Annotated in this window: 24 protein-coding genes; 4 read left to right on the top strand and 20 right to left on the bottom strand. The window is 67.0% G+C overall.

The genetic code is table 11. The features are described 5' to 3' along the window. Positions 1-12: 12 nt before the first annotated feature. From BXU09_RS18025 to BXU09_RS18075, 12 genes are all read right to left on the bottom strand, one after another. Positions 13-300, bottom strand: a complete 288-nt coding sequence (locus tag BXU09_RS18025) for a hypothetical protein (RefSeq protein ID WP_078305710.1) — start codon at positions 298-300, stop codon at positions 13-15. Further along, a complete protein-coding gene (locus BXU09_RS18030) occupies positions 300-1,121 on the bottom strand; it encodes a ParB N-terminal domain-containing protein (RefSeq protein ID WP_078305711.1) in 822 nt (273 codons plus the stop codon). Before BXU09_RS18030 ends, BXU09_RS18025 begins: the two co-directional genes overlap by 1 nt. Positions 1,122-1,240: 119 nt before the next feature. Then, complete coding sequence (locus tag BXU09_RS18035; RefSeq protein WP_078305712.1) at positions 1,241-1,921, bottom strand: hypothetical protein; 681 nt, start codon at positions 1,919-1,921, stop codon at positions 1,241-1,243. 37 nt (positions 1,922-1,958) lie between these two features. Next, entirely contained in the window at positions 1,959-2,282 is a 324-nt protein-coding gene (locus BXU09_RS18040; protein WP_144012362.1) for a hypothetical protein, read from the bottom strand. A gap of 68 nt (positions 2,283-2,350) precedes the next feature. Beyond that, positions 2,351-2,806 carry a hypothetical protein gene (locus BXU09_RS18045; protein ID WP_078305714.1) on the bottom strand — a complete coding sequence of 152 codons (456 nt, stop codon included), beginning with the start codon at positions 2,804-2,806 and terminating at the stop codon, positions 2,351-2,353. A gap of 303 nt (positions 2,807-3,109) precedes the next feature. After that, a complete protein-coding gene (locus BXU09_RS18050; RefSeq protein WP_058979406.1) occupies positions 3,110-3,538 on the bottom strand; it encodes a hypothetical protein in 429 nt (142 codons plus the stop codon). A 40-nt stretch (positions 3,539-3,578) separates the two neighbouring features. Next, a complete protein-coding gene (locus BXU09_RS18055) occupies positions 3,579-4,013 on the bottom strand; it encodes a DUF4326 domain-containing protein (protein ID WP_078305715.1) in 435 nt (144 codons plus the stop codon). A 42-nt stretch (positions 4,014-4,055) separates the two neighbouring features. Next, positions 4,056-4,748: a hypothetical protein gene (locus tag BXU09_RS18060; protein ID WP_078305716.1), complete on the bottom strand. Its 693-nt coding sequence runs from the start codon at positions 4,746-4,748 to the stop codon at positions 4,056-4,058. A 214-nt stretch (positions 4,749-4,962) separates the two neighbouring features. Then, positions 4,963-5,574, bottom strand: a complete 612-nt coding sequence (locus BXU09_RS18065) for a hypothetical protein (RefSeq protein ID WP_078305717.1) — start codon at positions 5,572-5,574, stop codon at positions 4,963-4,965. 77 nt (positions 5,575-5,651) lie between these two features. Further along, positions 5,652-5,846 (bottom strand): hypothetical protein, encoded by a 195-nt coding sequence (locus tag BXU09_RS18070; protein WP_144012363.1) that lies wholly within the window; start codon positions 5,844-5,846, stop codon positions 5,652-5,654. After that, positions 5,843-5,980, bottom strand: coding sequence for a hypothetical protein (locus BXU09_RS21080; protein WP_160329956.1), 138 nt, complete (start codon positions 5,978-5,980; stop codon positions 5,843-5,845). The genes BXU09_RS18070 and BXU09_RS21080 overlap by 4 nt, the downstream gene beginning before the upstream one ends. A gap of 37 nt (positions 5,981-6,017) precedes the next feature. Next, positions 6,018-6,308, bottom strand: coding sequence for a hypothetical protein (locus BXU09_RS18075; RefSeq protein WP_078305719.1), 291 nt, complete (start codon positions 6,306-6,308; stop codon positions 6,018-6,020). A gap of 1,140 nt (positions 6,309-7,448) precedes the next feature. Between BXU09_RS18075 and BXU09_RS20560 the strand changes: the two genes are divergently transcribed. Beyond that, on the top strand, positions 7,449-7,937 hold the full coding sequence (locus BXU09_RS20560; protein WP_144012364.1) for a hypothetical protein: 489 nt from the start codon (positions 7,449-7,451) through the stop codon (positions 7,935-7,937). Then, positions 7,934-8,536: a hypothetical protein gene (locus BXU09_RS18085; protein ID WP_168174673.1), complete on the top strand. Its 603-nt coding sequence runs from the start codon at positions 7,934-7,936 to the stop codon at positions 8,534-8,536. The genes BXU09_RS20560 and BXU09_RS18085 overlap by 4 nt, the downstream gene beginning before the upstream one ends. A 61-nt stretch (positions 8,537-8,597) precedes the next feature. On the opposite strand, the gene BXU09_RS18090 is transcribed toward BXU09_RS18085, so the two are convergent. From BXU09_RS18090 to BXU09_RS18105, 4 genes are read right to left on the bottom strand one after another with little or no spacing between them, the layout of a single operon-like run. Beyond that, complete coding sequence (locus BXU09_RS18090; RefSeq protein ID WP_078305722.1) at positions 8,598-9,620, bottom strand: AAA family ATPase; 1,023 nt, start codon at positions 9,618-9,620, stop codon at positions 8,598-8,600. A gap of 2 nt (positions 9,621-9,622) precedes the next feature. Then, positions 9,623-10,018 (bottom strand): hypothetical protein, encoded by a 396-nt coding sequence (locus BXU09_RS18095; protein WP_078305723.1) that lies wholly within the window; start codon positions 10,016-10,018, stop codon positions 9,623-9,625. Between the two features lie 5 nt (positions 10,019-10,023). Then, entirely contained in the window at positions 10,024-10,530 is a 507-nt protein-coding gene (locus tag BXU09_RS18100; protein WP_078305724.1) for a hypothetical protein, read from the bottom strand. Between the two features lie 39 nt (positions 10,531-10,569). Then, positions 10,570-13,242, bottom strand: a complete 2,673-nt coding sequence (locus BXU09_RS18105; RefSeq protein WP_078305725.1) for a type IV secretory system conjugative DNA transfer family protein — start codon at positions 13,240-13,242, stop codon at positions 10,570-10,572. A 1,354-nt stretch (positions 13,243-14,596) separates the two neighbouring features. Between BXU09_RS18105 and BXU09_RS20565 the strand changes: the two genes are divergently transcribed. After that, on the top strand, positions 14,597-16,012 hold the full coding sequence (locus tag BXU09_RS20565; RefSeq protein ID WP_144012365.1) for a hypothetical protein: 1,416 nt from the start codon (positions 14,597-14,599) through the stop codon (positions 16,010-16,012). A 461-nt stretch (positions 16,013-16,473) separates the two neighbouring features. Here the strand turns inward: BXU09_RS20565 and BXU09_RS18125 are convergent, their stop codons facing one another. From BXU09_RS18125 to BXU09_RS18140, 4 genes are all read right to left on the bottom strand, one after another. Continuing rightward, positions 16,474-17,532, bottom strand: coding sequence for a hypothetical protein (locus tag BXU09_RS18125; protein WP_078305729.1), 1,059 nt, complete (start codon positions 17,530-17,532; stop codon positions 16,474-16,476). A 7-nt stretch (positions 17,533-17,539) separates the two neighbouring features. Then, positions 17,540-20,131: a DUF87 domain-containing protein gene (locus BXU09_RS18130; RefSeq protein WP_078305730.1), complete on the bottom strand. Its 2,592-nt coding sequence runs from the start codon at positions 20,129-20,131 to the stop codon at positions 17,540-17,542. Beyond that, positions 20,132-20,383: a hypothetical protein gene (locus tag BXU09_RS18135; protein ID WP_230288916.1), complete on the bottom strand. Its 252-nt coding sequence runs from the start codon at positions 20,381-20,383 to the stop codon at positions 20,132-20,134. An 82-nt stretch (positions 20,384-20,465) separates the two neighbouring features. Beyond that, positions 20,466-20,822 (bottom strand): hypothetical protein, encoded by a 357-nt coding sequence (locus BXU09_RS18140; protein ID WP_078305732.1) that lies wholly within the window; start codon positions 20,820-20,822, stop codon positions 20,466-20,468. Between the two features lie 142 nt (positions 20,823-20,964). Between BXU09_RS18140 and BXU09_RS21730 the strand changes: the two genes are divergently transcribed. Then, positions 20,965-22,722, top strand: a complete 1,758-nt coding sequence (locus tag BXU09_RS21730) for a hypothetical protein (protein WP_217449152.1) — start codon at positions 20,965-20,967, stop codon at positions 22,720-22,722. Positions 22,723-22,742: the final 20 nt, after the last annotated feature.

Below are 22,742 nucleotides of genomic sequence, written 5' to 3' on the forward strand. Positions count from 1 at the left end.
GGGGTGACGACCTCAGAGGTCGAGGGAGACGTACCCCGGACCATGCCGGGCCGTCACCGCGTCGTGGAGTTCGGGCATCTCCTCCGGCCGGAGGGCCATGAGTGTCCGGCCCTGCGCGTCGAACGCGGCGAGCGTGACGTCGAGCACCGGACGGCGGTGGCGGCCGTGAGTGGTCAGCCGCTCGTGCCGCACGACTCGCGTCGCGGTGGGGTACATGCGGCGCACGGCCGGGTAGAGGGACTCGTGCAGGGTGCCCTGCCGTGTCCGGGTCTTCCGTTTCGTGCGTGGTGTGGGGGCCATCAGTGCACCACGGCGCGGTGGACGTGCGCCGCCTGCACGGGGGTCACGGGCGGCACCGACCCGGTGAGCACCTGCGTCAGGGCCTGCACGCTCACGCCCCGCCGTTCGCAGAGCGCCCGGACTTCCTCGGCGAGGATCGTCTCTGGGGGCAGCAGCGTGGGTGGGGGCGGCGCCGCGGCCATGAGGCGCGCCCCGAGGCTGCTGGCACGGGCCACGGTGACCACCTTCAGCTGCGCGGCCGTGAACGGCTTGCCCGCCTGGGCCGCCTCCCGGATCTCCCGCACGGCCCGCTCGGCGTGCACGCCCCGGAGTTTCGCGGCGCGCTCGGCGACACTCAGGCTCAGGGTGCGCGTCCCGATCAGGTCCAGGACGTCGCCCGGCAGACTGAGCAGGGACAGGCGGGCGCGGATGACTTGCACGGGAACGCCGGTGTTCGCGGCGATGCCCGACTCGGTGAGCGTCTGCGTGAGCGTGCCGTACAGACGGGCTTCCTCCACGGGGTTGGCACTGCGGTTGTGCACCCCGGCGACCACCAGGGCCCACTGCGCCTCGGTCAGTCCGGCGTACACGTCCGCCTGCACGTGCGTCCAGCCGAGCGACCGGGCGGCCGCGACGCGGCGATTCCCATCCCGGATGCGGTACTCGCCGCTGGGCAGGGATTCCAGCACGATGGGTTGGAGCTGCCCGGTGCAGCGCAGCGCGCCCTTGAGGTGGTTGCTGGCGCCGTGCGTGTCCTCGGTGAGGTCGTCGACGGGCACGGCGGTGCTGAAGGGCGTGGGCACGGTCACGTTGAGCAGGGGTGGGGGGGCATCGGTCGGCATACGAATGTCATGGCCCCCGGGTGTCCGGGGGCCACCACTGCTGGAAGAGGCCGGAGGACTCAGTGCGAGCGGGAGCGGGCACCTCGCACTGGGCGTCCGGCGTGCGCCACCCCGGTCTGTTATTCCTGCGCGACGAAGACCGGGAGGCCGCTCTGTCCCGCCCGCTTCTCCCGGTCGGCCTGGACGCTGGGGTCGGGGTGCTGGATGACGGTGAGGGCCGTGATGGGCACGACCATGAACACGCCGAGCGCGTAGTCCGGGGCAGGGGAGAGGGGTGCCTTGACGGGGTAGGTGCCGTCCGCCAGTCGGCGCTGGCCGGGCCCGGCGTTCGGCGCGACGTGCCAGCCCAGACCGATGCAGCCCTCCTGCGCCGTGTGCCCCTTTCCGCATGGGCAGGCGAATCCGTCGGGGGTGGTGAGCGTGCTCGCGTTCTTGACGACGGCCCTAGGGTGCAGGAGGTACAGGCAACTCTGGGCGGTGAGATCCCCCAGGGGCGCGGTGCGACTGACCTTTCGACTGACGCCTTTGCGGCGCGCCTCTTCGATGAAGTCCGCCATCTCCGGGTAGGAGTCTGCGCCCACCCAGTCCAGGACATGCGTGACACCGTGCTCGTCCGTGAAGGTGCTGATACCGATGGCACTGACGCCCATCTCAACCGGGTCGACCTCAAGGGGCAGGTCCATCAGGCGGTCCTCGATGGGCGAGCCGCCCTTCATCAGGCCGCACTCCAGGTACAGTTCCCCGGCGGTGCGTCCACTGCCGCACAGTCGGCGACCTCCAGCTGCTTGAATTCCGTTCATGCGGGCGAGGTGGCCCCCGGGGTCGGGGGCCAGAGCTTCAGTCGTCCGCTTCGGGGATCGCCTGCCAGTCGTACGCGTGGCGAGGGTACGCGTCCAGGTGGGCGATGGCCGCCGCGAGAAACGCCCCTCGGCAGTCCAGGGGAACGCACGTCCGGAACTCGAAGTGGAAACCCTGGAAGGTGATGGTGCCCTCTGGCGTGGCGTCGATGCTGAGGCGTGGCCAGACACCCTGCGCCGTGGCATCCCGTGGGTGCATCTCGGTCCACATCAGGCCGAACTGCTCGGCCAGCGCCTCTATCGCGTCGTCATAACTCTCGCGCAGGCGGTCCAGCTGCGCACTCAGTGTTTCGTCCCCGGTCATGCAGACGAGGTGGCCCCCGACGCAGGGGGCCAGCACTTCACGGGCAGGTCGCCGGGCCGCTCAGCGCGTCACGAGGGTCGTGCCACAACCCGGACGGGCTGATCAGCAGGGCGTCCCAGCAGCTCGCCGTGCATCCAGATCCAGTGCACCTCGCCCGGGCTCCCCGTGTCCGCTTCGAGCAGGGCCTGGACGTCCGGTGGGAAGGTGCAGCGTGTGAGCAGTTCACTGGACGTGCCGACCTCTCCGGGAGGGAGGTGGACGTGCAGAAGGGGGGAGAGGAGCTGGGCACGCCCGAACGATGCGTGCCGCTCACCCCGGACGTCCCACGCCTGAGAGGGGGTGAGCACGAAGGGCGTCATGCCTTCCGCCCGTTCGAATTGGCCGAGGTCCCAGGCACTCGTCCCGGCATACCCAGCAGCGCGGGCGGCCTGCAAGGCGGTCGTGACACTGGGAGCGTAGACCGCGCACTGCCAGGTGTTCGGGCCATCGGGACCATCGGCGACGAGATCGAATCGGCTGAGCATGGGAGGGACGTGGCCTGCGGGCGCAGGCCAGGACTGGAGCGGTGAGCGGGGGTCTCGCACTGGGCGTTCGGCGTGCGCCACCCCGGTCCCTTCTCCTCCCGCGTGATGGAGGAGTGGGGCGATCCAGGGGGTCTACGACTGTCGGTGGTGGATTGCCGCCTTCGCGCGCAGGCCGCTTGCGGACTGCGTGCAGCCACCCCGCGGCGCGTTCCGGGTCTGGCGTTGCCGGGCTGCGGTGGGCGCGCCGTGCGCCCGCCGCCGTCCCCGCCCATGCCCCGCCGAACACTGGAGTCCTGGTGCAGCTCAGGGTTCGCCGGTCAAGTACGCACTGAGCGGGGTGAGCAGCGCGCCGCGGATGGGAGCGATCACGTCCTCCCAGTCGCGGGGCGTGGCGGCCGCCTGCAGCTGGTCGGTGAGGTCGTCGGCGGCCTGATCGGTTGGGGTGACGATGGTCACGCCGAGCACCTCGTACCCGCGTGGGGCCTGGTCGTGCAGGTGGATGATCCACACGGCCCAGCCCTTCTGGGCGGCGCGGCGGACATCGGCGGTGAACAGGCGGGCGGGGGCGCGGATGACCTGCCGGTCCTCGCGGGTCAGCAGGGCGAGGTCGAGGAAGCCGTTGCCGTCGGCGCGACCGAGGCGGTGCCCGTTGGGGGTGCAGTACTCGGCCGCTTCGAAAGCCGTTACCTCGAACGTGTCTTCAGGGGCGAGGGTCAGGGTGTACGGGTCCATGCCCGGCGCGTGGCTCCGGCCGTGCCGGGGCCAGGTCTGTTCAGGCGGGGCGGGGGAGCGTCTGCGCGTAGCCGAGGATGGCCGCGCGGATGTGCTCAGCGTGGCAGGGTCTGGGTGTGCACCAGCACTGGAGGTGCACGGGTCCCTGCGTGGCGAGGGCGGTGAGTCGCAGCACGGCACGGCGTTGTGGGGTATCCGTCCGGCACTGCTCCCGCAGGACGTGCAGGTACAGCGCGGCTGCCTCTCCCTGCTCGAAGCCGAGGCGGTGCAGCGCCCGCTGTGCCTGCTCGCGTTCGGTGCCCGTGAGGTGCGTCGCGTGGATCAGGTGACTCGTCCACGCGGCGGCCTCACTCGTCCAGCGGCTCCGTCCGATGACGGGCAGGGGGTTGCCGAGGACACTGCCCCGGCCTCGTCCGACGTACTCGATGTGTCCAGTGTCGTGGGAATCGCCGAGGCGGCCGACGGTGATGAGCATGACGCCAGACCGGCCCCACGCAGGGGTGGGGCCAGGACTGGGTCAGACATACGGAGCGCGGCCGTGCGGCCAACTCTCACCTGTCTCCAGGGTGAGCGCCTGCGAGAGGAGGAGCACGGTGCGGGTGGCCGCGTGCCCCGGGTCATACCAGCAGCCGTACGGGTACGGGTGATCGTGCCCGGTCGCGTCGAGTGCCGTCCGTGAGATGTAGAAGGCGAGCGTGTCCGGGTCAGTAATGCTGGGCGTGACGTTCAGGGTCCGCCAATCGAGCAGGCGTGCCTGCTTCTCGTTGCTGCCCGGCCCGACCGGGATAGGGGCAGGGAGCAGGGTGTGCAGGAAGGGATTCCAGGTGTTCACGGTGGCGAACAGGACGCCGCTCGTGGGTTCGAACAGGTGGCCGCTGGCGAGCACCGTGTCATCCCGAGCGCGCAGGGAGATCTCGTGTCCACCCTGCACGCAGAGGAACCAGTCGCCGCTCGCGGCGGGAGACTGTTGGAGGAAGCGCGTGGCGAGTGGGGGGCCGAGCAGAGGGGCAAGGCAGCGGTCCAGTTCCTCCGGGAGGAGGGCAGCCGCGTCCACGGTGACCCGGTCACCCTGGAGGGTGCCGAGGGCGCGGCCTGTCTCCGCGTCGAGGATCTGCCACGAGTCCTCCAGGGCCCGGAGGGCGGCTTTCGCGGTGAGGCCGAGGAGGGTGAGGCAGGTCGTGGCGTGCAGGATGAGGTTGGGTGGGCTCATGCGCGCGGCCTGGCCCGCGGTGCGCGGGCCACGACTGGCGGAGCATGAAGAAAGGGAGGGAGGCACGTGGCCTCCCCCCACCGGTCAAGTTCGGCGTAACTGATTCAGGCGCGTGTTGGCGTGCTGCTCGTCCATCCACGTGGCGCGTCGGCCGTCGGGGTGACGCCCGGTCGTCATGAGGCGCAGGAGGGCCTGGATCTCCCGTTCGCGGGGGTCAGTCTGCGGCATTGGCGACCCCCTGGGCGTTCAGGGCGATGACTTCCATCACGTCGAACGCACGCGCGCCGGCTGCCGTGTCCACGCGGTCGCGGCGGAGGATGCAGGTGAGGGTGAGTTCCGCGGCGGCGTGTCGGGCGCCCAGGGTGGGGGCGAGGGCGCGCCAGGCTTCGCAGTTGAAGTAGTGCGTGTGCCCCTTCCGGTCGCGCACGCCCACGCGCGCTTCAGTGACGCCGATGGGTTTACGCACGGGGTCGCGGGTGAGGAACGCGGCGAAGCGGAACTCGTTCACGGCCTGCAGGAGGAAGGGCGTGGACCCCTTGCGCGTGATCGGCCCGGCGTGGGGGGTGAGGGTCACGCCGAGCAAGCTCACGGCACTGGCCTTCTGCCCGTCGCGGCCCTGGAAGACCTGTTGGGTACCCATGCAGGTGATGCGCGCGACGCTCCCCTCAGCGGGCAGGGTGGCCAGTTTGCGGGGGCCGGTGAAGGTCACCGTGTGAATCCAGGTGACGCCCCGGTGCCCGTTGTCGGTGATCCCGGCGAGCTTCACGGTGGTCTGCGTGTCGGTGGTCGTGGCATTGAGAACGACGCCGGTCAGGGTGCCTTGCATGACGGCCGCGTGGCCCGCGGTGCGCGGGCCAGGACTGGACGGCAGGCGGTCCGGGCAGGGTGAATGCCGGGCCCTGTTCAGGTACGGATGATCACGCCCACCGGAGTCACCCGGGGCTCGGCGAGCTGGGCGTGATGCAAGGCGTCCTGGGTCAGGGTGCGAGCGGCGAGGCCCGCCCGGTAGTCGTCCGGGCAGGCGAGCGCCGTGCGTTGATGCTCCAGGGCCGCCTGTAGGAGGGAGCGGGCGAGCTGCTCATGCTCGCGGGGACTCATGGGGTACCGGACCATGCGGGGGTGCTCGCCTGGATGGTCGAGGACACGGTGAGAGACAGGAAGGCGAAGCCACCTGCCCAGCTGGTGACGATGACGGTGAGGGTGATCGCGCGGAGGTTCAGGCGTCGGTTCATGCAAGCCGCGTGGCCCGCGGTGCGCGGGCCAGGACTGTTAGAGGCGGCCGAGGTCGCGGACCTCATTCGGCACCGGACCGAGCGCGATGATGGCCGCCGTCAGCTCCGGCAGGGCGCGACCGGCGAGGCGGGTCACGTCCGCCGTGAGGTCCGCGATGGAGTACGAGAAGCGGCCGCCCGGGTGGTGGAAGAGGGACTCGAACACCGGGTCCTCCTGCCCTTCCCGGTACACGTCCAGGAAGTGGATGTTGAGAGGCGGATCGAAGCCCGCGTCGAACGAGAGGGTGGTGCCGTCGGGCAGTTGAGTGCTGGCGAGGACTTTCGACATGCGCCCGGCTGGGCCCGCGTGAGCGGGCCACCGCTGTGCTCCGGCTCCGTTTGAGCGCCCGCAACCCGGCCTGGGCTGCACGGTTCGACAGGCGCTGAGGCATGGGCCGGTGGCGCGAAAAGGCGGTGACTCACGCCACGCTCACAAAAGCTGGATGTGATACTGTAAAAAACGAACCACACCACAAAATCAATCACAGTAAAATCCCCAATTTGAAACGAGGCCGATGTAACGGTTTCCCCTTCACCACCAGGGAAAAAACAGCACTTCGACCGGGGGGTCCGAAACATCCCAGATGGGACGCTTATGTAACGCCCTTTTTCGACCAAACGAAACCCACATCACACATGAAGACGCCTCATCAAACATGTGAAAAACGCCGCGTTATTACGCGCTTGGACGGCAGGTCATCAGCTTTTTCGCGAGCAGCACCGCCAGTTAGAAAAGCTGGAACCAGAATCGCCAAGTTTTATTTGGCTCACTTAGAAAAGCTGGAACCAAGACCGCCATATCGGGGACAACCATCTGGAAAAGCTGGAACCAGCATGACCAAGCTGCGCGAAGTTTCCAAATTGAAGCTGAAATTAGGTCACATCAGATCAACTTGGCAAAACTGGAACCAGAACCGCCTAGTGGTATAAGAATTCCTGGAAGAGTTCGAACCAAGACCGCCAAGACATGCTGAGATCACTTGGAAAAGCTGGTACCTAAATCGCCACCTCATGCCCACCGACTGGTTCGATCGCGGTAGCAGGTTGAGCTGGGCGGTAGACATCTTCCTGGTACGCCGATGACTCCCGCGATACATCGTACGAATGCTCCCCTCTGAGACGTCTGAAGCGGAATGATGCAGAGGTCGTCGTGTGCCGCACGACTCCCTTCATCTCAGCTGTGAGCGGTGGGCTGATGCGGGCATACGCATCGAACAAGGAAGGCATGCTTGGTACTGCATGCGGGACTGAGTGCGACCTAGACGCGCCCAGGAATTGAGACTGTAGCGATGAGTGGCCTGCTTGTCCTCCGGGCTGACTCCCCGTGGCTCAATGGGATGCAGCAGATCAACTCGGGCTTCTGCCAAACCGATACCAGCAGTGCGCGCGAACTGCGAGTCGTCACCCCCAGGACATCTACGGTAGTCATATGACAAATCTTGAACTGGACCGTCAACCTGATTACGCCACCGTCAATGAACTGGCCGACCGCCTTGGGCTCGGCCGCCGGAGTGCCCTGAATGTGATGAATACCTGCGCCGCGCACCTGGGCATTCCCATCTACACGGCCGAACGCAATCAGCTGCAAATCAAGCGTGCGGACTTCGATCAAGTCGTTGAACTTGCCAACCTTCTCCGCAGTGTTGGCCTCAGTGTGCATCAGGTTGAAGCCATTCGGGCCTGCAGCAATCCTCTGCTCTGGACTTTGCTTGCTCGGCCAGTTCCTTCGTCCCCTACCGATCCTTACGATCCGATCACACGCATTGAGGCTAGCCTGACAGACTTTCTCCAGAAGCAGGAGGCCGTCATGAAGCAGCAGCTTGACCTCCTTCATCACGTCGTCAGTTTGCTCCCAGCTGCTCCAGCACCGACACCTACCCCGGTTCCCGCTGCTGTTCGCCGTGAGCCGCGCGAGTGACCGGACAGGCCGGTCCTCGCCGCCGCTGGACACGCCCGGCCCTCGTGCTGATCTTCGTCACGTTCCCACTCTGGAGTGCTTCATTCTGGCGAACTACCACCCGCGCCATGGACGCCCGGAACGAGCGTGAGGCCTGCCTCGCCTTCATTCACGCCCGCCCCGGCTGGACTACCGCCACTGACCTCGAGCGGCGTCTCGACGATCTCCAACTCACCGCAGATGCAGAGTTCAGTCAGGACCTCCAGGTCGCTCAGGCACAGCTCGCGGCGCATGCTGCACCGGCCGGACACATACGTCTGTACGGCCTCCCGGCTCACGCGACCCAACACTGGTGGTTCGGTCGGGCACAGCTTCCCGGCCGGGCCTTCACGCTGCGGGCGCCGGACTTCCAGCGCGTGCCGGGCCTGAGTGTTCTCGTGCTGGATCTGCCGTGGAAGGGCGGTGTGTTCCTGCCGGTGGAACTGATGACCCCCTGCGGGACGTACCACCAGACCGTCACGTTGCTCCTCCGGACAGACGATGTGGGCAGTGTGCGGATCAGGACGCAGAAGGGCCGCGTGCAGGTCAGCGAGCAGGTGATTCCCGTCACCCGTCCGTGATGGGCCCCGCACAAGAGAGGGGGGGAAGCCAGTGCTTCCCCCCCTCTTCCTGCTCTTCCTGTCACCCGGTCAAGGCCTGTTCGCGGTGCCCCCAGCGACTGCCCTGCGCCACGCTCACCTGCACTCCGGGCGGTAACCGGTCGTGGGCTACCTCGTCAAAACATTCCTCCAGATTCTCGAAGATGACGTACTCCCCGCGGCCGCGCACGAGGATGCCGAGGGACGCGACGGGCGGCCCAGTGATGCCGTCCTCGTTGCGTTGAATGAGCGGCCAGAGGGTCCGCTCGTCCTTCTCCTGGTACGCACTCCGGAGACTGCCAGCGTGCCAGGTCATGACCGCGCGCGCACCCCGAGACCGGGCGTATGCAATCGCGCGGGCGTCCCCCGGGCTGCTGACCTCGTCCACCACCATCCACCGCGGCTGGAAGTTCTTCACCGTCTGATTGAGCTTCTCGAACTGCAAGGTCGGGTCCCCGATCGGCACGCGACTCACCCAGTCCGTGATCGGGTGAGGCTGAAAGCCGTCCCCCAGAATCTCGTTCGAGGAGTCGTTCACGAACAGTCGCCCGGCCAGCCGCTCGCCCAGAATCCGGATGCAATCTCGCAGCAGCGCCGTCTTCCCACTCCCGGGAAGTCCCATGATCACCAAGCCATCCTGCGCGACCGACAGCCACTCCCGGAGCGGCTCAGCCAGACCCACGAAGGCCTTCGCCACGCGGACGGTGACGAGGCTCGTGTGCCCCATCGTGTCCAGTCGACCGAAGCGGTGCAGGGTGCCCTCCAGCCCCAGGCGTCCGTCCGCGCGCCACTGCCCCACGGAGTCCAGCACCTTCATGTCATCCAGGGTCAGTTCAATCGGATAGATGACGTGCGCGTGCTGGTACAGAACCTCCACGGGCCCGAACGCCTGCATGCGAATCTCCTCGACCTCCCGAATGCGGGACTCGACGAGCACCTGCACCCGGCCGGGCAACATGCGCAGCAGATGATCGAATTCACTCGCCGTGCTGACGTCGAACACCGGTTGTGGGGGCAGCGTGACCCGCCGCGTCACGCGGGCGATGCCTGGGATATCCGCGTGCATGATCAGGCCTCGCCGATCGTGACGGTGCCCCGTTTGAGCTGTGAGCTGGACCGGGCCGTGAGGGTGAGCGCCACGATGCCGAGGCCGAGCATGCAGCCGGTCATGCCGGCGGCGAACCACCAGACGCCCCAGATCACGGCGGCGATCAGGAGGAGGAGTTCGTAGCGGAAGGGGAGTGCGCTGAGTAGTCGGTCCATGATGGTTTCGTCCTCTGTGCCCCGTTTGTACTGGCTGAGATTGCGGGCATGCAGGAGCACGAGCATGACCGAGAAAGCGCCGACGAACCCTGGCAGGCCCGCGAACATGGGCCAGAACAGCAGGCCGATGAGCGTGACCCCGAGGAGGAGTTCGTAGCGGTACGTGATCCGTTGAAGCAGACGGTCGATGGTTGGTTCCATACCCCTCACCGTGCAGGACGTGGGGGTGACTGGCGTCCGGCGTTGTCGTACCGGAGTTTCAGCAGATCCACTCGCGGGGTAGGACCAGTCGCTGTGACCTGCGTCGCCCAGAGGTTCAACCGGGAGAGCGTGCCGGCATCCCTGGTGATCGCCACCGGTGCCGTGAGGTCGGCATCCAGTGCGGCACCCGAAGCCAGCCACGCCCCGTCCACGAGGATCCAGGGTGTCGTGATCGCCCCGGGGTAGAGGTACGTGTTGATGCCGCTGGGCCCGTGCGAGACGTTCAGCAGGTACCCGCCGCGCTTCACGGTGGCCCGCTCAGTAATGAGGAACACGCGGGTGCCTCGGGCGGCCGTCACCTTCAGTGCAGCAGCGACGGCCTCGTTCATGACACGGGGGAGAACGGCGATCACCTCCCGTCGGGCACCCTGAATGGACTTGGCCACATCGGCAGTGCTCTGCGCCTCCACGGAGGACGCGCAGAGCAGCAAGAGACAGAAAATTCGGCGCATGTCGCGAGCGTGACATGCGCCGGGGTGACGACTTGACCGTCAGGGCGAGCTGGGTGGCCCCCCCACGACACTGTTCACGAGGTCCGCCTTCGATTGCCGCTTTTGCTCCTTCCGGGACAGCTTGCCCTCCCCAGTCGGTTCGGCTTCTGCGGCCCGCGCCTGACGGACGGCGGCTGCCGTCGCAGCGAGTGACTGGACGGGGATCTGGTTGTGATCCCGACTGCCAATCCGCTTCTGCGGGAACCGGAGGACGCCCTCACCCCTGAAGATCTCCCGGGTGCGGGTCATAGTGCACAGCAGGGTCCCGTCGATCACCTGAGCGGCAAGCTCGGTCGGCGTGGTGGGGGGGTCGGTACTCGCGCACTGGGCTTCATACGCCGCACGCTCGGGCGTGCCGCTGATGCTCAGGGCGTTATCCCGGAGCCACCGGTAGACGGCGTAGGCGTCCGGATAGTCCGCCAGATCGGCTTTCAGGTCCTCGGGGAGGGCCGCCTGTGCCTTCTTGGTCAGGCGGGCGTGCGAGGTGGTCCGGGTGCGCTCGAGGAGTCCGCCGATCACCAATCGCGTGACGGCATTCTTGCCGTTGACGGTATCCGCATCATCATCCAGACGCACCGTCACCACCCGCTCCGGCAGTTGCAACTCAATCTCGATCAGTTCAGTCATGCACGCCCGCAGCCACTGCACCACCTCCGCGTCCGGCAGGTTGGCACCACTCCCCGTCGCGCCCTGGGCGGGAGCGGGCTGCGGTGCCGCCGACGCGGGGACGGGGCGTGAGGGCGTGCCCCGATGGTCCTGAGCCGGTACGCTCGTTGCGCCTGCGAGTGCACCGTCCTGGATGATCCGGGCCGTGTACGCCACCAGGCCGCCCGGGCAACGCGCGATGGTCTCCTGGTAGAACCCGTGAAGCAGGTTGGGCTTCGACCCTGGCTTGATGCCACTTCCCTCCACGGTCGCCATGGTCATGGGCGCGAGCTGCGTCCTGATCGGCTGGTGACCATTCACGCGGACCACCGCTTCGCCCAGCGTGAATTGAGAGAACTCCTCATAGGAGAGCAGGTCTCGCTCGACGAGCTTGGCGGACACGGCATTGCTGCCCTCGTGCTCCAGCACGCGGATGGAGCGGCTACCCGTCACCCCGACTTCCGTGGCGGTCGTCTTGCCGATCAGGTCCCGGATCTTCTTCGCGTCATCCCCATTGATGCCGCGCGGGAACACGATCACGCGGGCCACCACGTTCGTCGTGATGGCCTTCCAGTACGCCTCCCCGTATACCAGTTGGCCCTGCGCGTCGTTCTGAATCCCAAGGTGGTGGGAGATGTTGTACGAGCGCAGCGTCCCCAGGGACCGCATCATGTAGTTGATCTTCCCGATGCTGGGCAGCTCGTCCATCATGTACGCCAGGTGCACCCTGAGGCGGCCGCCCTGCTCCGCCGCTACACGCATGGCCGCTGCATCCAGCAGGCGTTTGTAGAGTCGGAAGAGCACCTCGCCTGAGCCGTCCATCATGTTCTTCTGGTTGATGCCCACCATCACCAAGGAGGGCTGACGGAAGCATTCCTCCAGTTGCGTGGTCTCGGTCGGAAGGCCACTCGTGGCCCGGACGACGTCTTGATTGAAGAACACCTTGAGGGCACTGATGATGCCGTTCTTGGTCTCGGCGAAGTTGCTCTCGCCCGCGTCCCGGTACCCGGTGAGGATCGCTTTCGCCTGCTCGTCCCTGGCCGTCTCGACCCATTCCATGAGGCGGTCGTCGGGCAGCATGGCGTGTTCCAGGACGTGACCCATGTGGGCCCGGTCGCCCATCTCCGTGCGGAGGAGCCACATCAGCGCGGCGATCATGAAGCGCTTCTTGTCGTTGTAGTGCTTCCCACGCTCCTCCATGAACTCTGGAGGTGGGAACACGGCGTCCGCCACCTCCAGCGCGTCCGAGAAGGAGAAGACGCCCGCGATCAGATTCACGCGCGCCCCATACGGCTCATACGGCGCGAGCAGCACCGTGCGCCGCTTCCGCGCGTGCCAGTACCCGATCGTCTCGTAGAACCCGCTGTCCTTCTGCGGCCACTTCACGTCGAACACCACGCACGTGATGCCCAGGTGCGCGCCCAGGAAGATGTTCGGCTGGAAGAACGACGTCGTCTTCCCGCTCCGGATGCCGCCCCACACCAGGGTGTTCTGGCACCAGTCCTCCAGCGGGATGTACATGGGCGGCAGGTCCTTGGAATCGAACGTGCCGCCCACCTCGCCGCTCTTGAGGTACCCGAGGAATCCGATGAACGGGTCGTTCGTGGAATCACTCCCGAACATGTACCGCTTCAGGGCCGCCTTGTTTTCCCAACGGGCAAGCCCTGGATCCTTCTGCGGGACCGCCTTGCGACTGGGGAAGAATTTCATCGTGAGGGGAATGGCGATGACGGGCAGCAGGAGGGCCAGCCAGTACCAGGCCATGCCCGCGGAGAACTGCGCGCTGAGCCAGGGGCCACACTTCTCGTCAGTTCCACAGGCGATCAGCAGGGCGGCCATGGCGTCCTCCTTCAACTGGCGGGCCTGCGCAAGGCCAGTGTGCTGGAAGATCAAGGCGGCCGACCGTTGACCGACGTCCAGGGCCTGCATGAGCAGGACGCCCACGGCGAGCATGGTGCTGCTCATGGCCGCAACGGCGACGGGACTCGGCGGGTTCGCCTGCGGCCGCTCCGGTTGAGAGGGCGTCACGGCGCGCTCCGGAGACGCCGCCAGATGGCCGGTACCGTCACGCTGACGGGAGGAGTGGGGTGGGTGCTGCAGGGCTGTGCGGGTGACGTGGGGGTGTAGAGCGGGGAGACGCGAACGGCGCCTCCCCGAACTCTCCACGCCGTTTGATGGGCGTGTGTCATGTTCAGTCCTCTTTCTGGTCTGACGTCGAGGGCGGATTCGTCTGTCCGGCGCTGGCAGGGGTGACCTTGGGTGCCGGGGCGGGGGAGACCCTGGGTGCAGGAGCGGGGGGTTCAGCGGGGGCTGGAGGCGTGGGCGTGCTTGCCGGTGTCGCTGCAGCAGACTGCGGGTTCGGCGTGACTGGAGCAGCCTGGGGTGCAGGTGCAGGCATCGGTGCCGGTGCAGGCGCAGGAGCAGGACGAGGTGCCGGTGCCGGAGTTGGCCGGGGTGCAGGAGCAGGAGACGCTGGTGTCGGTGCAGTCGGCGCCGTAGGCGTCTCTGCAGGCGTCGATGGGGCCGGGGCAGGAGCTGGACGCGGCGCGGGGGCGGGAGACACTGGTGTCGGTGCAGTCGGCGCAGCCGGAGCCGAGGGGGTCGCGGCAGGCGTCGGTGCGGGTGCAGGGGGAGTGGGACGAGGTGCAGGAGTCGGTGTCGGGGTCGCTGGAGCAGTCGGGGCCTGTGCTGGCGTTGGGGCGGGCGCAGCAGCAGACGGCGTCTCACTCGCCGGTGCAGTGGTCGGCCTCGGGGCAGGCGGGGCTTCCGGAGTCGAGGTGGGCGCTGACGGGGCCGATGGCGCAGGGGCCGGGGAAGCGGTCGGCGCTGCCGCGGGCGTGCTCGCCGCTGCCGCTTCACGATTGGCCAGTCGTGCCTGGGAGATCTCGTTCCGGGACGGCGCACGTGCGGGCGTGGGCGCAGGGGCCGGTGCGGGCGCAGGTGCGGGGCTCGGGCCCAGCGGACTCACGTCCACCCCCGGAATCGCACGCCCTCCACTGGACGCCGCATGAATAGCCCGCCTCGGCACGCCCCCAAGGACCACTGCGGGTCTCGGACCCTGCTCTGCCCGCTGCCGGTTCCGTTCTGCTTCCACATCCAGTGGATTCGGAGCGGGTGGGGGTGCCTGGTTCGGCGTTCCGGAGTACGCCGGCAGGTTCGTTCCTTCTCCCCGGAGCGACTGGCCGTCTTGCGTTGCCTGCCGTGGGGTCACGATGGCGGGTCCCGGGCGGGCAGAACCTTCACTGCCGCCCTGGGCTCGCATGGCACTGATGGCCCGGCCGCTCGGGGGGCGGACGTCGTCGGCGTACGCGGTCGCGCCTCGGATCGCAGCAGCGCGGTCTGCCGTCGCAGTTGCCTCAGCCTCGGCAACGGTCACCCTGGGGTGCAGTTCTGCCGCGTCTGCGTCGCGCGGCCCGAACTGATTGGTACTGTCCGGTCCGCGCCTCGCCTGGATATCCTCGCGAATGGCCCGAATGTCACTCCGCACGGCCCGCGCGGGTCCAGCGACACCGGCCTCCCAGGCCTGGCCAGCCTTCTGCGCGTTGGCCGTTCCACCCCAGGCGGACGCGGCAACCTGCGCCCGAGCTGCCTGGAGGCTCTGACCGGCGGACGCCCGCACTGCCTTGGCGCCCGTGCTGAAGGATTCCTGGGCCTGGGTACCCACGGCCGTAGCGACGCCACGCCCGCCCGCGACCGCAGCGCCCGCGCGTCCCTGACCATTCTCGCGGGCACTCCGGAAGGCTGCGTACCCCGCGCCAATCGGCGTGCTCATGCTGGGTGCTGTGACTGCTTCGGGCGGAACATTGGGATTGGTGGCCGCCGCGCCCTGAGCGCCTTCCGTGACGGTTTCAGGAGGGACACTGCCGGATGCACTGACCGATCCACTGGGCACACCTGGTGCGGCACTCTCCCCGCCAGCGGTGCTCCCTCCAGTGGAGGTCCCGCCACTTCGTTTGCCGAGCATGCCGCCCACGGCTTTGGCCTGCACGGCTTTCATGAGCATTTCAGCGCCTGCCAGTTTCGCGGCGCCGCCCAGGACTTTCGTGAGCGCTCCAGTTTCCACGCCAGAGGACTCACCGCCGCCAGAGATCCCGATCAGTCCAGCAATGCCACTGGGCAATCTGCGGAGTGCGGACGCGGCAATCGACAGGCCGACGATCAAGGCGGCCACCATCAGGATCATCTGCCCGAACAGTTCTTTCAGGCTGCTCAGGTCGGACTGAATCGGGAGCATGACCTGCTCGTTGAGCTGGCACCCGATCTCCGTGAAGCTGCACCCCTGATCGATACTCCGCTGGTACCGTTGGAGGTTCGTGGCCACTTCAGCGTTCATCTTGGTCACCGTCGGCGTCAGGCGAGCCGCAGGGATGCTCAGGCCCACCGTGGTGACGCTCGCCACCCCAACCGGCATGAGCGCGGCCGTCAACATGGCCGCGAGGTACGAAGCACCAACGTACCCGGCGGGTTGGAATCGGCCCAGCACCAGGAAGGCAATGGCGATGGGCAACAGCAGCAGGGACAGTTGCAGACCGAACCCCACCGCGAAGATGATCCCGGCGAAAATGGCGAACAGCCCGTACAGGAGGAGGAAGCCGATGTTGAACACCCAGCCGTTCCCGGAGAAGGCCTGATTGATGCCAGCCTGATCCTTCTCCAGCTGCTGGGCGTACAGGCTGTTCACGAGGTTGGGGTCCTTCAAGTCGCCCGAAATTTCCCCAGCCTTGATCGCGTCCAGCTGCTTGCGGATCTCCGCTGCCTGAGAGCCGCGCGCGACGAGCAGGGCGACGTTCTTCCCTAACGCTCGTGTTTGCTCCTGCACGCTCGTCGGGCCTTCCGTCATGGCGCGGGTGCCTACAGCTGCTGACATGCTGTACAGGCTGACGAATCCTTCCATGGCACTGGCCTGAATGTCGGGCAACAGTCCCTTGTTCTCCCGGGCGGGGGACACGAGCAGGCCGATCACGGCGGCGATCATGAAGGGCATGAGCGCCTTCTCCGGCGCCCCACCCATGACCGCGGCGAAGAGCTTCCAGAAGAAGAACGCGGCCGTCAGGGTCAGGCCGACGGTCGCCATGCCAGTCCAGAGGCCCCACCGTGCCCAGAGGTCGATGTTCTGAGCGAAGAGGCAGGGCGCGTTGGGGAGGAACGCACTCAGGGTCACGTCAGCGGTTGACGCGACGGCTGCGGTGGGGCACTCGACGGGGGTGCCTGCGGCGTGCGCCACCCCGGCAAGCAGGACCAGCAGGGGCAGCGCACGAATCACTTGCTGCCGCCCATCAGGCTGCGGATGTCACTGCGCCGCTCATCACTCGGGCGGAGTGTCTGCCCGATGCTGTCCGCGAGCAGGTCCGTGCGTTTGACCATGGACTTGTACTCTTCCTCCTGGCGGCGCGTGGTCTCCTCGATGAGCTGCCGGTTCCGCGCGGTCCGCTCCCGCTCCTGCTGCTGGAAGTGACTGAGCAGCTGGTCGTTCTGCTCGTTCGTGATGGTCTGGTTCTGGCTGATCGTGGCGAGCTGCTGACTGAGGGCATCGAACCCACCCGCGTTGACGTTCAGTTGCTCGATGGCCATGGTGCCCAGGATCTTCAGGGCCCCCTCGGCACTCAGGGTCGCCTGGAGGTTCGCGGCCTGCCCGGGCGCGCGGCGGGCGGCGTCCGCGGCCACCTGACTGGTGCGGGTCACGAGTTTCATCGAGTCTCGCTGACTGGCGGCCATTTCACCCGCCTGCCGGATGCGGGTGCGGAGGCCTTTCAGTTCCTCCTCCCGCTGCACGAGGGCACGGTACCTCGGCATGTCCCGCTGGGACTGGGCCTGGCTGATCTGTGAGCGCACGTCCGCGATCTGCTGGTCTGCTGACGACAGGATGCGCGCGACGCTGCCCCGGGGGTCGTTCGGGTCGATGGTGCGGGCGTTCCCATTCAGGGAACTCAGGCCGCCGAACTGCCCGACCAGGCTGTTGATGCTGTTCACGCGGTCGGAGAAGTTGCTGTTACTGAACATCTGCCGGACCGTGTTCCGGGCTTCGTTGATCTGCTTGACGTACGCCATGCCACGGTTCCCGGCGTCGATGATGGGCATGATCGTCGTCTTCATGTCCATGTAGGTATTGACGATGGGTTTGAGCATCTGCGCGAACGGCCCGATGACGGGGACCATCGTGAGTAGATCAATGGCTTTGGAGAGCATGGCGATCGTGCTGTCGACAGTCATCATGACGTTGTTGGCGCCGTCGAGCGCCCCGCTGATGGGGTCGAGGATGTCGTCCTGGGCGAGTGCGGGGCCGGATATGAAGGCCGTGAGCGCCAGTGTTCGGGTCACTGCGGGTCTATGCGGCATGCTGCTCCTCCTGCGCGATGTGAATGGCGGCCCGGGCTTCATCCCCGGCGTACAGTTCTGCCGCCACGTGGGCCCGGTAGTCTGCTTCCTCCTTTTCACTGGTGCTCATCCAGTACGCCTCCCGGGAGAGCCACAGCTGGCCGACATCGCCGTCCAGGTGCCCACTCCCGCCGTTCTGGAGGACAAGGACCTCGCGGAACCGGTTCGCTTCGCCGCTCAGCGAGGCGTACAGGGCACGCATGGACGCATTCAGATCGAAGAGTGCGGCGACATCTTCTCGCTCGGACGGCTTGCTCTCCAGCAGGATGCGGGTGTTCGCGTTGTTGACGACGTCCTTATAGGCTTTTGCGGTCTCGATGTTCTGCATGGCCAGGATGGGAATCATCCCGAGGGAACGGCCCGTCATGAACAGGCGGTTGGTGAGCTGGACGAGACCGGGAAGCTCCTTCGCGACCCCCGCTTCTTCTATGACGATGACCTTCCGGCCTTCCATGTTCATGCTTCGATTCCAGACGAGTTCGTTGGTCAGCAGCGTCCCGATGGTCAGGAGCTGGGGGTGGTCAATCATGCCGCTGATATCGAGGTACAGGTACCGGGACTGAACGTTCACGGTGGTGGGGCCGTCCAACAGGCTCCCGATTGGCGTTTTTTCGGTGGTGTAGGCCCGGAGTTCGTTGGCGACGTCGCTCACCTCACGGCGCAGCTCCGACTCGGACTGGACGGGCTTGTCCCCCACGATGTTCAGACGCGAAATGATGTCCGCGAAGTCCGTCAGGGTCCCCTCGCCCGTGTAGCGGTCGACCACCTCACCGCCCCGGTCCACGGGCCGGGAGAACCGTCGGTAGAACACCTGGATGGCCTCGTGCAGAATGCTGACGCGCCGCCCACTCAGGTCGTTGATGCGCAGGGCGCGCATCAACTCCAGCAGGTACGAGATTTTTTCGGCAGTGACCGTGTCGTCCTCATCGCGAAGATCGAATGGATTGATGCGGACCCGCTCGCCGGAGGGGAGCCGGGCGTTGGGCTTGATGCTGACGATGGCATCGGCGGCACCAAGCGCCGTGAAGAGTGGGAGGTAGTCCCGTTTCGGGTCGACGACCGTCAGGGAGGCCTGATGTCGGTGCACCAGCCCGGCAGCGAGCATGGAGATCAGAACGCTCTTCCCCCCGCCACTGCTGCCCGCTACCACCACGCCCGCGTTGCGGATACCCGGTGCGACTGGCGAGATCGAGAACACGTTGCCCCGTCGGCCTCGCAGGGGCAGCACGCCTTCACGCGTTCCCGACCATGGACCAGCCTGCGGCATGCAATCGACCGCGTTCCGGTAGTACGCCGCCACCTGATACGCGCTGCGCTTCCCGCTGAAGGGCGCATTCTGCAGGTACAGGTGAATGCCGTCCGCGTGCGACGCGATGCGGGGCATGCAGCCCCCGACCGAACTGAAGGCCGCGAGTGTCCGCTCACGCCGTTCGTCCAGTTCCTCCTGAGAGCGAGCGAAGATGATGGCGTGCATGCTCATTTCCGTGAGGACCTGCCCCATCTCCAGGGCCTGCACCAGGGCCGTCCCTTCCGAGATGCGCGTGTACACTTCACGCCCGGCCTTCATGGAGGGATCACTGGCAGCCGTTTCCTGCTTGTCCAGTGACTCGTTGATCTGCGCGCGGACTTTCGGGGCGTCCACGACCAGGTACTCGACCATGAACGTGGAGTGCGTGCCGCCCAGGGCCTGGATGATTTCTTCCGTGGCACCGACGTGGGTGCTCCGGGTCGGCTTGAGGAACGACACGATGCCCACCCGGGTGTGGCCGACGGTGAAGCAGGCGTCATGGTCCAGATCGATACCGCTGCACGCGACCTGGGCGCGCATGGTCGCCACGAAGGGACGTGGCGCCTTGGGATTGTTCTTGAGCTTCTGGCCGACGCGGTAGGCGGCCAGGTCACCGGCGTCGAGATCCCGTTGATAGACGGGTTTCTCCGCGCTGGCCATACCCGGGTTGAAGTAATCGACGATACGCGCCCAGACGTCGTCACTGGACATGGGGCTCGTGCGCATACCGCCGAGGGTGAGCTGCCGGGCGAGGCGACTCTGGAGCGTGGCCGCTTTGGAGACCAGGGCTTGCAGGTTGACGTCCTTGTACGGCGTCTTCTTGGGTCGGCCGGGCACGGTGAGGGTCACCGTGAAGTAGGCCGAGCTGTCGCTGACCCAGTGGCCACGCCGCATGCGTTCGAGGACCGCGTGATTCGCCTGGAGCATCCGCTCGACGGGACTGCCATCCCGCTCGATGGGCGCGAGTTGGGCGAGTGCCGTCCGGGTGGCCGGGCGATTGTCCAGGTAGAAGCGCACCACGGCGCCGGCAGGCAGCGCTCCCTGAATCGCGGCCATGATGCGGTCCCGATTGGCCACCCGGACGTCCGGCGTGGCCCGGGCCGCGGACAGGAGATCGACGTTCAGCCCGAACGTCATCTTGTTGTCGAGCGTGAAGACCGTGCCGTTCTCGAGGCCGTGGTACGTCAACTGCTGGGTGAGGTTACTTTGGTTCTCCGCCACTTTCAGGGCGTTGCCGACGTCGTGGTAGGGCATTCAGTCCACCTTGAAGGGAATGGGTTCCGGGTCCGGACGGGTGGTGAGGCCGCCCCGGAAGTAGACGGTGGCGACGTAATGCTCCAGGAACACGGGGGGAAGCTGCTGGAAGATGTAGCGGACAATGGGCACCGTCACGAACCGGAACGAGGCCCACGCGACGGCACCCGAGACGACCGGGGCAAACCCCCAGTCGCCGAGGAGGAGCTGCATGAAGAAGTAAGGGAAGGCGGCCAGGACGACGGCGAGCATGAAATGCGTCACCTCGTCCAGGCCCGCCTTCGGGACCCCCTTCCGGTACTGTGGGAATGGAATCTCGTCCATACGTGGTCCGTCAGCAGACGATGCCGAACGACGCGCCCAGGGAGATCAGGGCGGGGATGATCACGACGGCGCCGATGCCCCGGAAGAGGTAGACGTTGCCGCCGCGGCCGCCGAAGATCATCAGGATCGCGCCGATGATGAAGAACACGAGGGCGACCAGCGTGACCCACTTGCTCTGGGGGAGGATGTTCACGTACTTGCAGAACACCCCGGCTTTGTCGTCCATGTTCTTCTGGAAGGCTTCGGGGGTGGCCTGCGCGAACGCACTTGAGGTGACGGCGAGGGTGAGCAGGACCACGAGGCGCAGGTACAGGGCGTTCACGGCGTGCAGGGCGGAAACGGGGCGGACAGGGTTCTGAGTGTTCATGGGTGGACCTCCATCCCGCACCGTGAGGGACGTAGGGGTGACCGCCCACGCAGGGGAAGTACCCCCCCCTTCGGGGGTATTCCAGATGCGCGTGGAAATTCGGGGTGCATGTCGTCACCCCGAGGACAGGCACGCTGACGGCATGCCATATCACGCTGAACACCGCGCCGAGATCGAACGTCAACTCCATGCCCTGGACCCCGACCTGACGCTGGTCGAGCCGGAGAGCCCCGAATTCTCGACCTTCCTCGGGCAGGTCTCCGCTCAGGACGCCACGCTCGCCCGGCGGATCAATGAGGCCGTGATCGACGAGCAGGCTGAGGAGGCCCGCGAGCTGTTCGGGAAGGCGAGTCAGAAGGGCAACGCCATGACGGTCCTGACCACGCAGTTCCAGCGAGCTCAGGGGAAAAGTGCACGAGGGAAGGGGCGGGTGCGTCCGGCCACGTTCGTCGTGGGCGCCGGAGGCCTGCTGCTTGCGGCCGTGCTGATCACGGCGGTCATGCCGGAGAAAAAGGCCGCCGCATCCAAGAGTGAAGAGGCCGTGTCGGAGGCCGTCACCCCCACGGTCGCGGCCGCGCCGACCAGTAGCCTGCCGCAGAGTACGCAGGACACCCCCACACCTGTTGAGCCGATCACGCCGAGCAGCACGCCGGTGGCTGCACCGGAACCCATCTCGCCGACACCGGTCACCCCTACGCCTGCTGCGCCAGCACCAGTCGAGCCGGTCACGCCCGTGCAGAGTGCATACCCAGACGTGACGCCCATGCCAGTCACCTCTGCGCCCGTCACCCCTACGCCGGTGCCCGTCACGTCGACGCGTCTCCCTGATCCGTACGGGGGTTCAGTTGCGGCCCCGCAGCCGATCACGGCGGCGCCCGTGCCCGTGACGGCCAGGGCCACCCCCGTGACGGTCACCCCTACGTCTGCCTTCACCGGGGTAGCCCCTGCTGCGTCTGCGGCACCCGTCGAACGACAGGCCCTGATCTCCCAGCAACCTGCAGGGGCAGCCAGTCAGCCGGAGACCCGTCCCGCGGTCGTGGCGACGACGCCCGCGCCAGCGACCCCGCGTGCGGCCTTGACTTCCACGACGCCTGCGGCATCGGCTGCACCCCAGGCGACGGGCTTGGTGTCTCGCGCGGCCACGGAGCGGCCATCTGCCAACGCGACGGGCGGTCTCGTTTCCAGTGCTGCTGCCACGCCCGCGCAGTCGGGTGCCCTGGTCAGCGCGAGCACTGCGACTTCGCAGGCCACCACGACGGGCGGCTTCGTGTCCACGAGTTCGGGGCGTACCGTGCAACCCGAACTCTCCACCCCGGCCACCCCTGCGTCTTCACCCGCCCCTACGCCCTCCGCAGCTCCTCAGGTGGCCGGTGATGCCCGCAGTGTGGCCATGCCGGGGAGTGTGGTGGAAGCGACCCTGACGACACCGGTCGCCGTGTATCCCGGAGTCACGCATCCCGTCTGGGCACGCTCTGCTGACGGGGCGATGTGGCGGGGCACGGCTTCCCTCGATGACCGTGGACGGATCCTGCTGGCCTTCACGATGCTGCTCACGCAGACGGGCACGCAGGTACCTGTCACTGCTTATGTGGAGTCGTCGGACGGCCCTGGTATTGGCGGGCGCGTGCGGACCGCGTCACCGAATGCCGCCAGGACGGCGCTGAATGGCCTGCTCACTGGCGTTCAGTCCTTCGTGCAGTCCCAGTCGGCCAAGTCAACGACGTACTCCGCGTCAGGCCTGGTCACGACGCAGGAGCGCCCGCAGAACTTCTGGCTCGCGCTGGGCGGCAACCTGGCCCAGGCGTTCGTCGTGCCGGACACCAAAGCGCAGGTCGTGCCCTTCGGACAGCTGCCCGCCGGAGAGCCGCTCGCCATCCGAATCGACGTGAGCGTGAAGTGATTCAATCACCTCCCAGCCCT

The sequence above is a fragment of the Deinococcus sp. LM3 genome, from assembly GCF_002017875.1.
GTDB lineage: Bacteria > Deinococcota > Deinococci > Deinococcales > Deinococcaceae > Deinococcus.

Coding starts and splice junctions, on each gene's coding strand:
- BXU09_RS18025 (WP_078305710.1), bottom strand. CDS start 300: ATGGCCCCCACACCACGCACGAAACGGAAGACCCGGACACGGCAGGGC.
- BXU09_RS18030 (WP_078305711.1), bottom strand. CDS start 1,121: ATGCCGACCGATGCCCCCCCACCCCTGCTCAACGTGACCGTGCCCACG.
- BXU09_RS18035 (WP_078305712.1), bottom strand. CDS start 1,921: ATGAACGGAATTCAAGCAGCTGGAGGTCGCCGACTGTGCGGCAGTGGA.
- BXU09_RS18040 (WP_144012362.1), bottom strand. CDS start 2,282: ATGACCGGGGACGAAACACTGAGTGCGCAGCTGGACCGCCTGCGCGAG.
- BXU09_RS18045 (WP_078305714.1), bottom strand. CDS start 2,806: ATGCTCAGCCGATTCGATCTCGTCGCCGATGGTCCCGATGGCCCGAAC.
- BXU09_RS18050 (WP_058979406.1), bottom strand. CDS start 3,538: ATGGACCCGTACACCCTGACCCTCGCCCCTGAAGACACGTTCGAGGTA.
- BXU09_RS18055 (WP_078305715.1), bottom strand. CDS start 4,013: ATGCTCATCACCGTCGGCCGCCTCGGCGATTCCCACGACACTGGACAC.
- BXU09_RS18060 (WP_078305716.1), bottom strand. CDS start 4,748: ATGAGCCCACCCAACCTCATCCTGCACGCCACGACCTGCCTCACCCTC.
- BXU09_RS18065 (WP_078305717.1), bottom strand. CDS start 5,574: ATGCAAGGCACCCTGACCGGCGTCGTTCTCAATGCCACGACCACCGAC.
- BXU09_RS18070 (WP_144012363.1), bottom strand. CDS start 5,846: ATGAGTCCCCGCGAGCATGAGCAGCTCGCCCGCTCCCTCCTACAGGCG.
- BXU09_RS21080 (WP_160329956.1), bottom strand. CDS start 5,980: ATGAACCGACGCCTGAACCTCCGCGCGATCACCCTCACCGTCATCGTC.
- BXU09_RS18075 (WP_078305719.1), bottom strand. CDS start 6,308: ATGTCGAAAGTCCTCGCCAGCACTCAACTGCCCGACGGCACCACCCTC.
- BXU09_RS20560 (WP_144012364.1), top strand. CDS start 7,449: ATGACAAATCTTGAACTGGACCGTCAACCTGATTACGCCACCGTCAAT.
- BXU09_RS18090 (WP_078305722.1), bottom strand. CDS start 9,620: ATGCACGCGGATATCCCAGGCATCGCCCGCGTGACGCGGCGGGTCACG.
- BXU09_RS18095 (WP_078305723.1), bottom strand. CDS start 10,018: ATGGAACCAACCATCGACCGTCTGCTTCAACGGATCACGTACCGCTAC.
- BXU09_RS18100 (WP_078305724.1), bottom strand. CDS start 10,530: ATGCGCCGAATTTTCTGTCTCTTGCTGCTCTGCGCGTCCTCCGTGGAG.
- BXU09_RS18130 (WP_078305730.1), bottom strand. CDS start 20,131: ATGCCCTACCACGACGTCGGCAACGCCCTGAAAGTGGCGGAGAACCAA.
- BXU09_RS18135 (WP_230288916.1), bottom strand. CDS start 20,383: ATGCTCGCCGTCGTCCTGGCCGCCTTCCCTTACTTCTTCATGCAGCTC.
- BXU09_RS18140 (WP_078305732.1), bottom strand. CDS start 20,822: ATGAACACTCAGAACCCTGTCCGCCCCGTTTCCGCCCTGCACGCCGTG.
- BXU09_RS21730 (WP_217449152.1), top strand. CDS start 20,965: ATGCCATATCACGCTGAACACCGCGCCGAGATCGAACGTCAACTCCAT.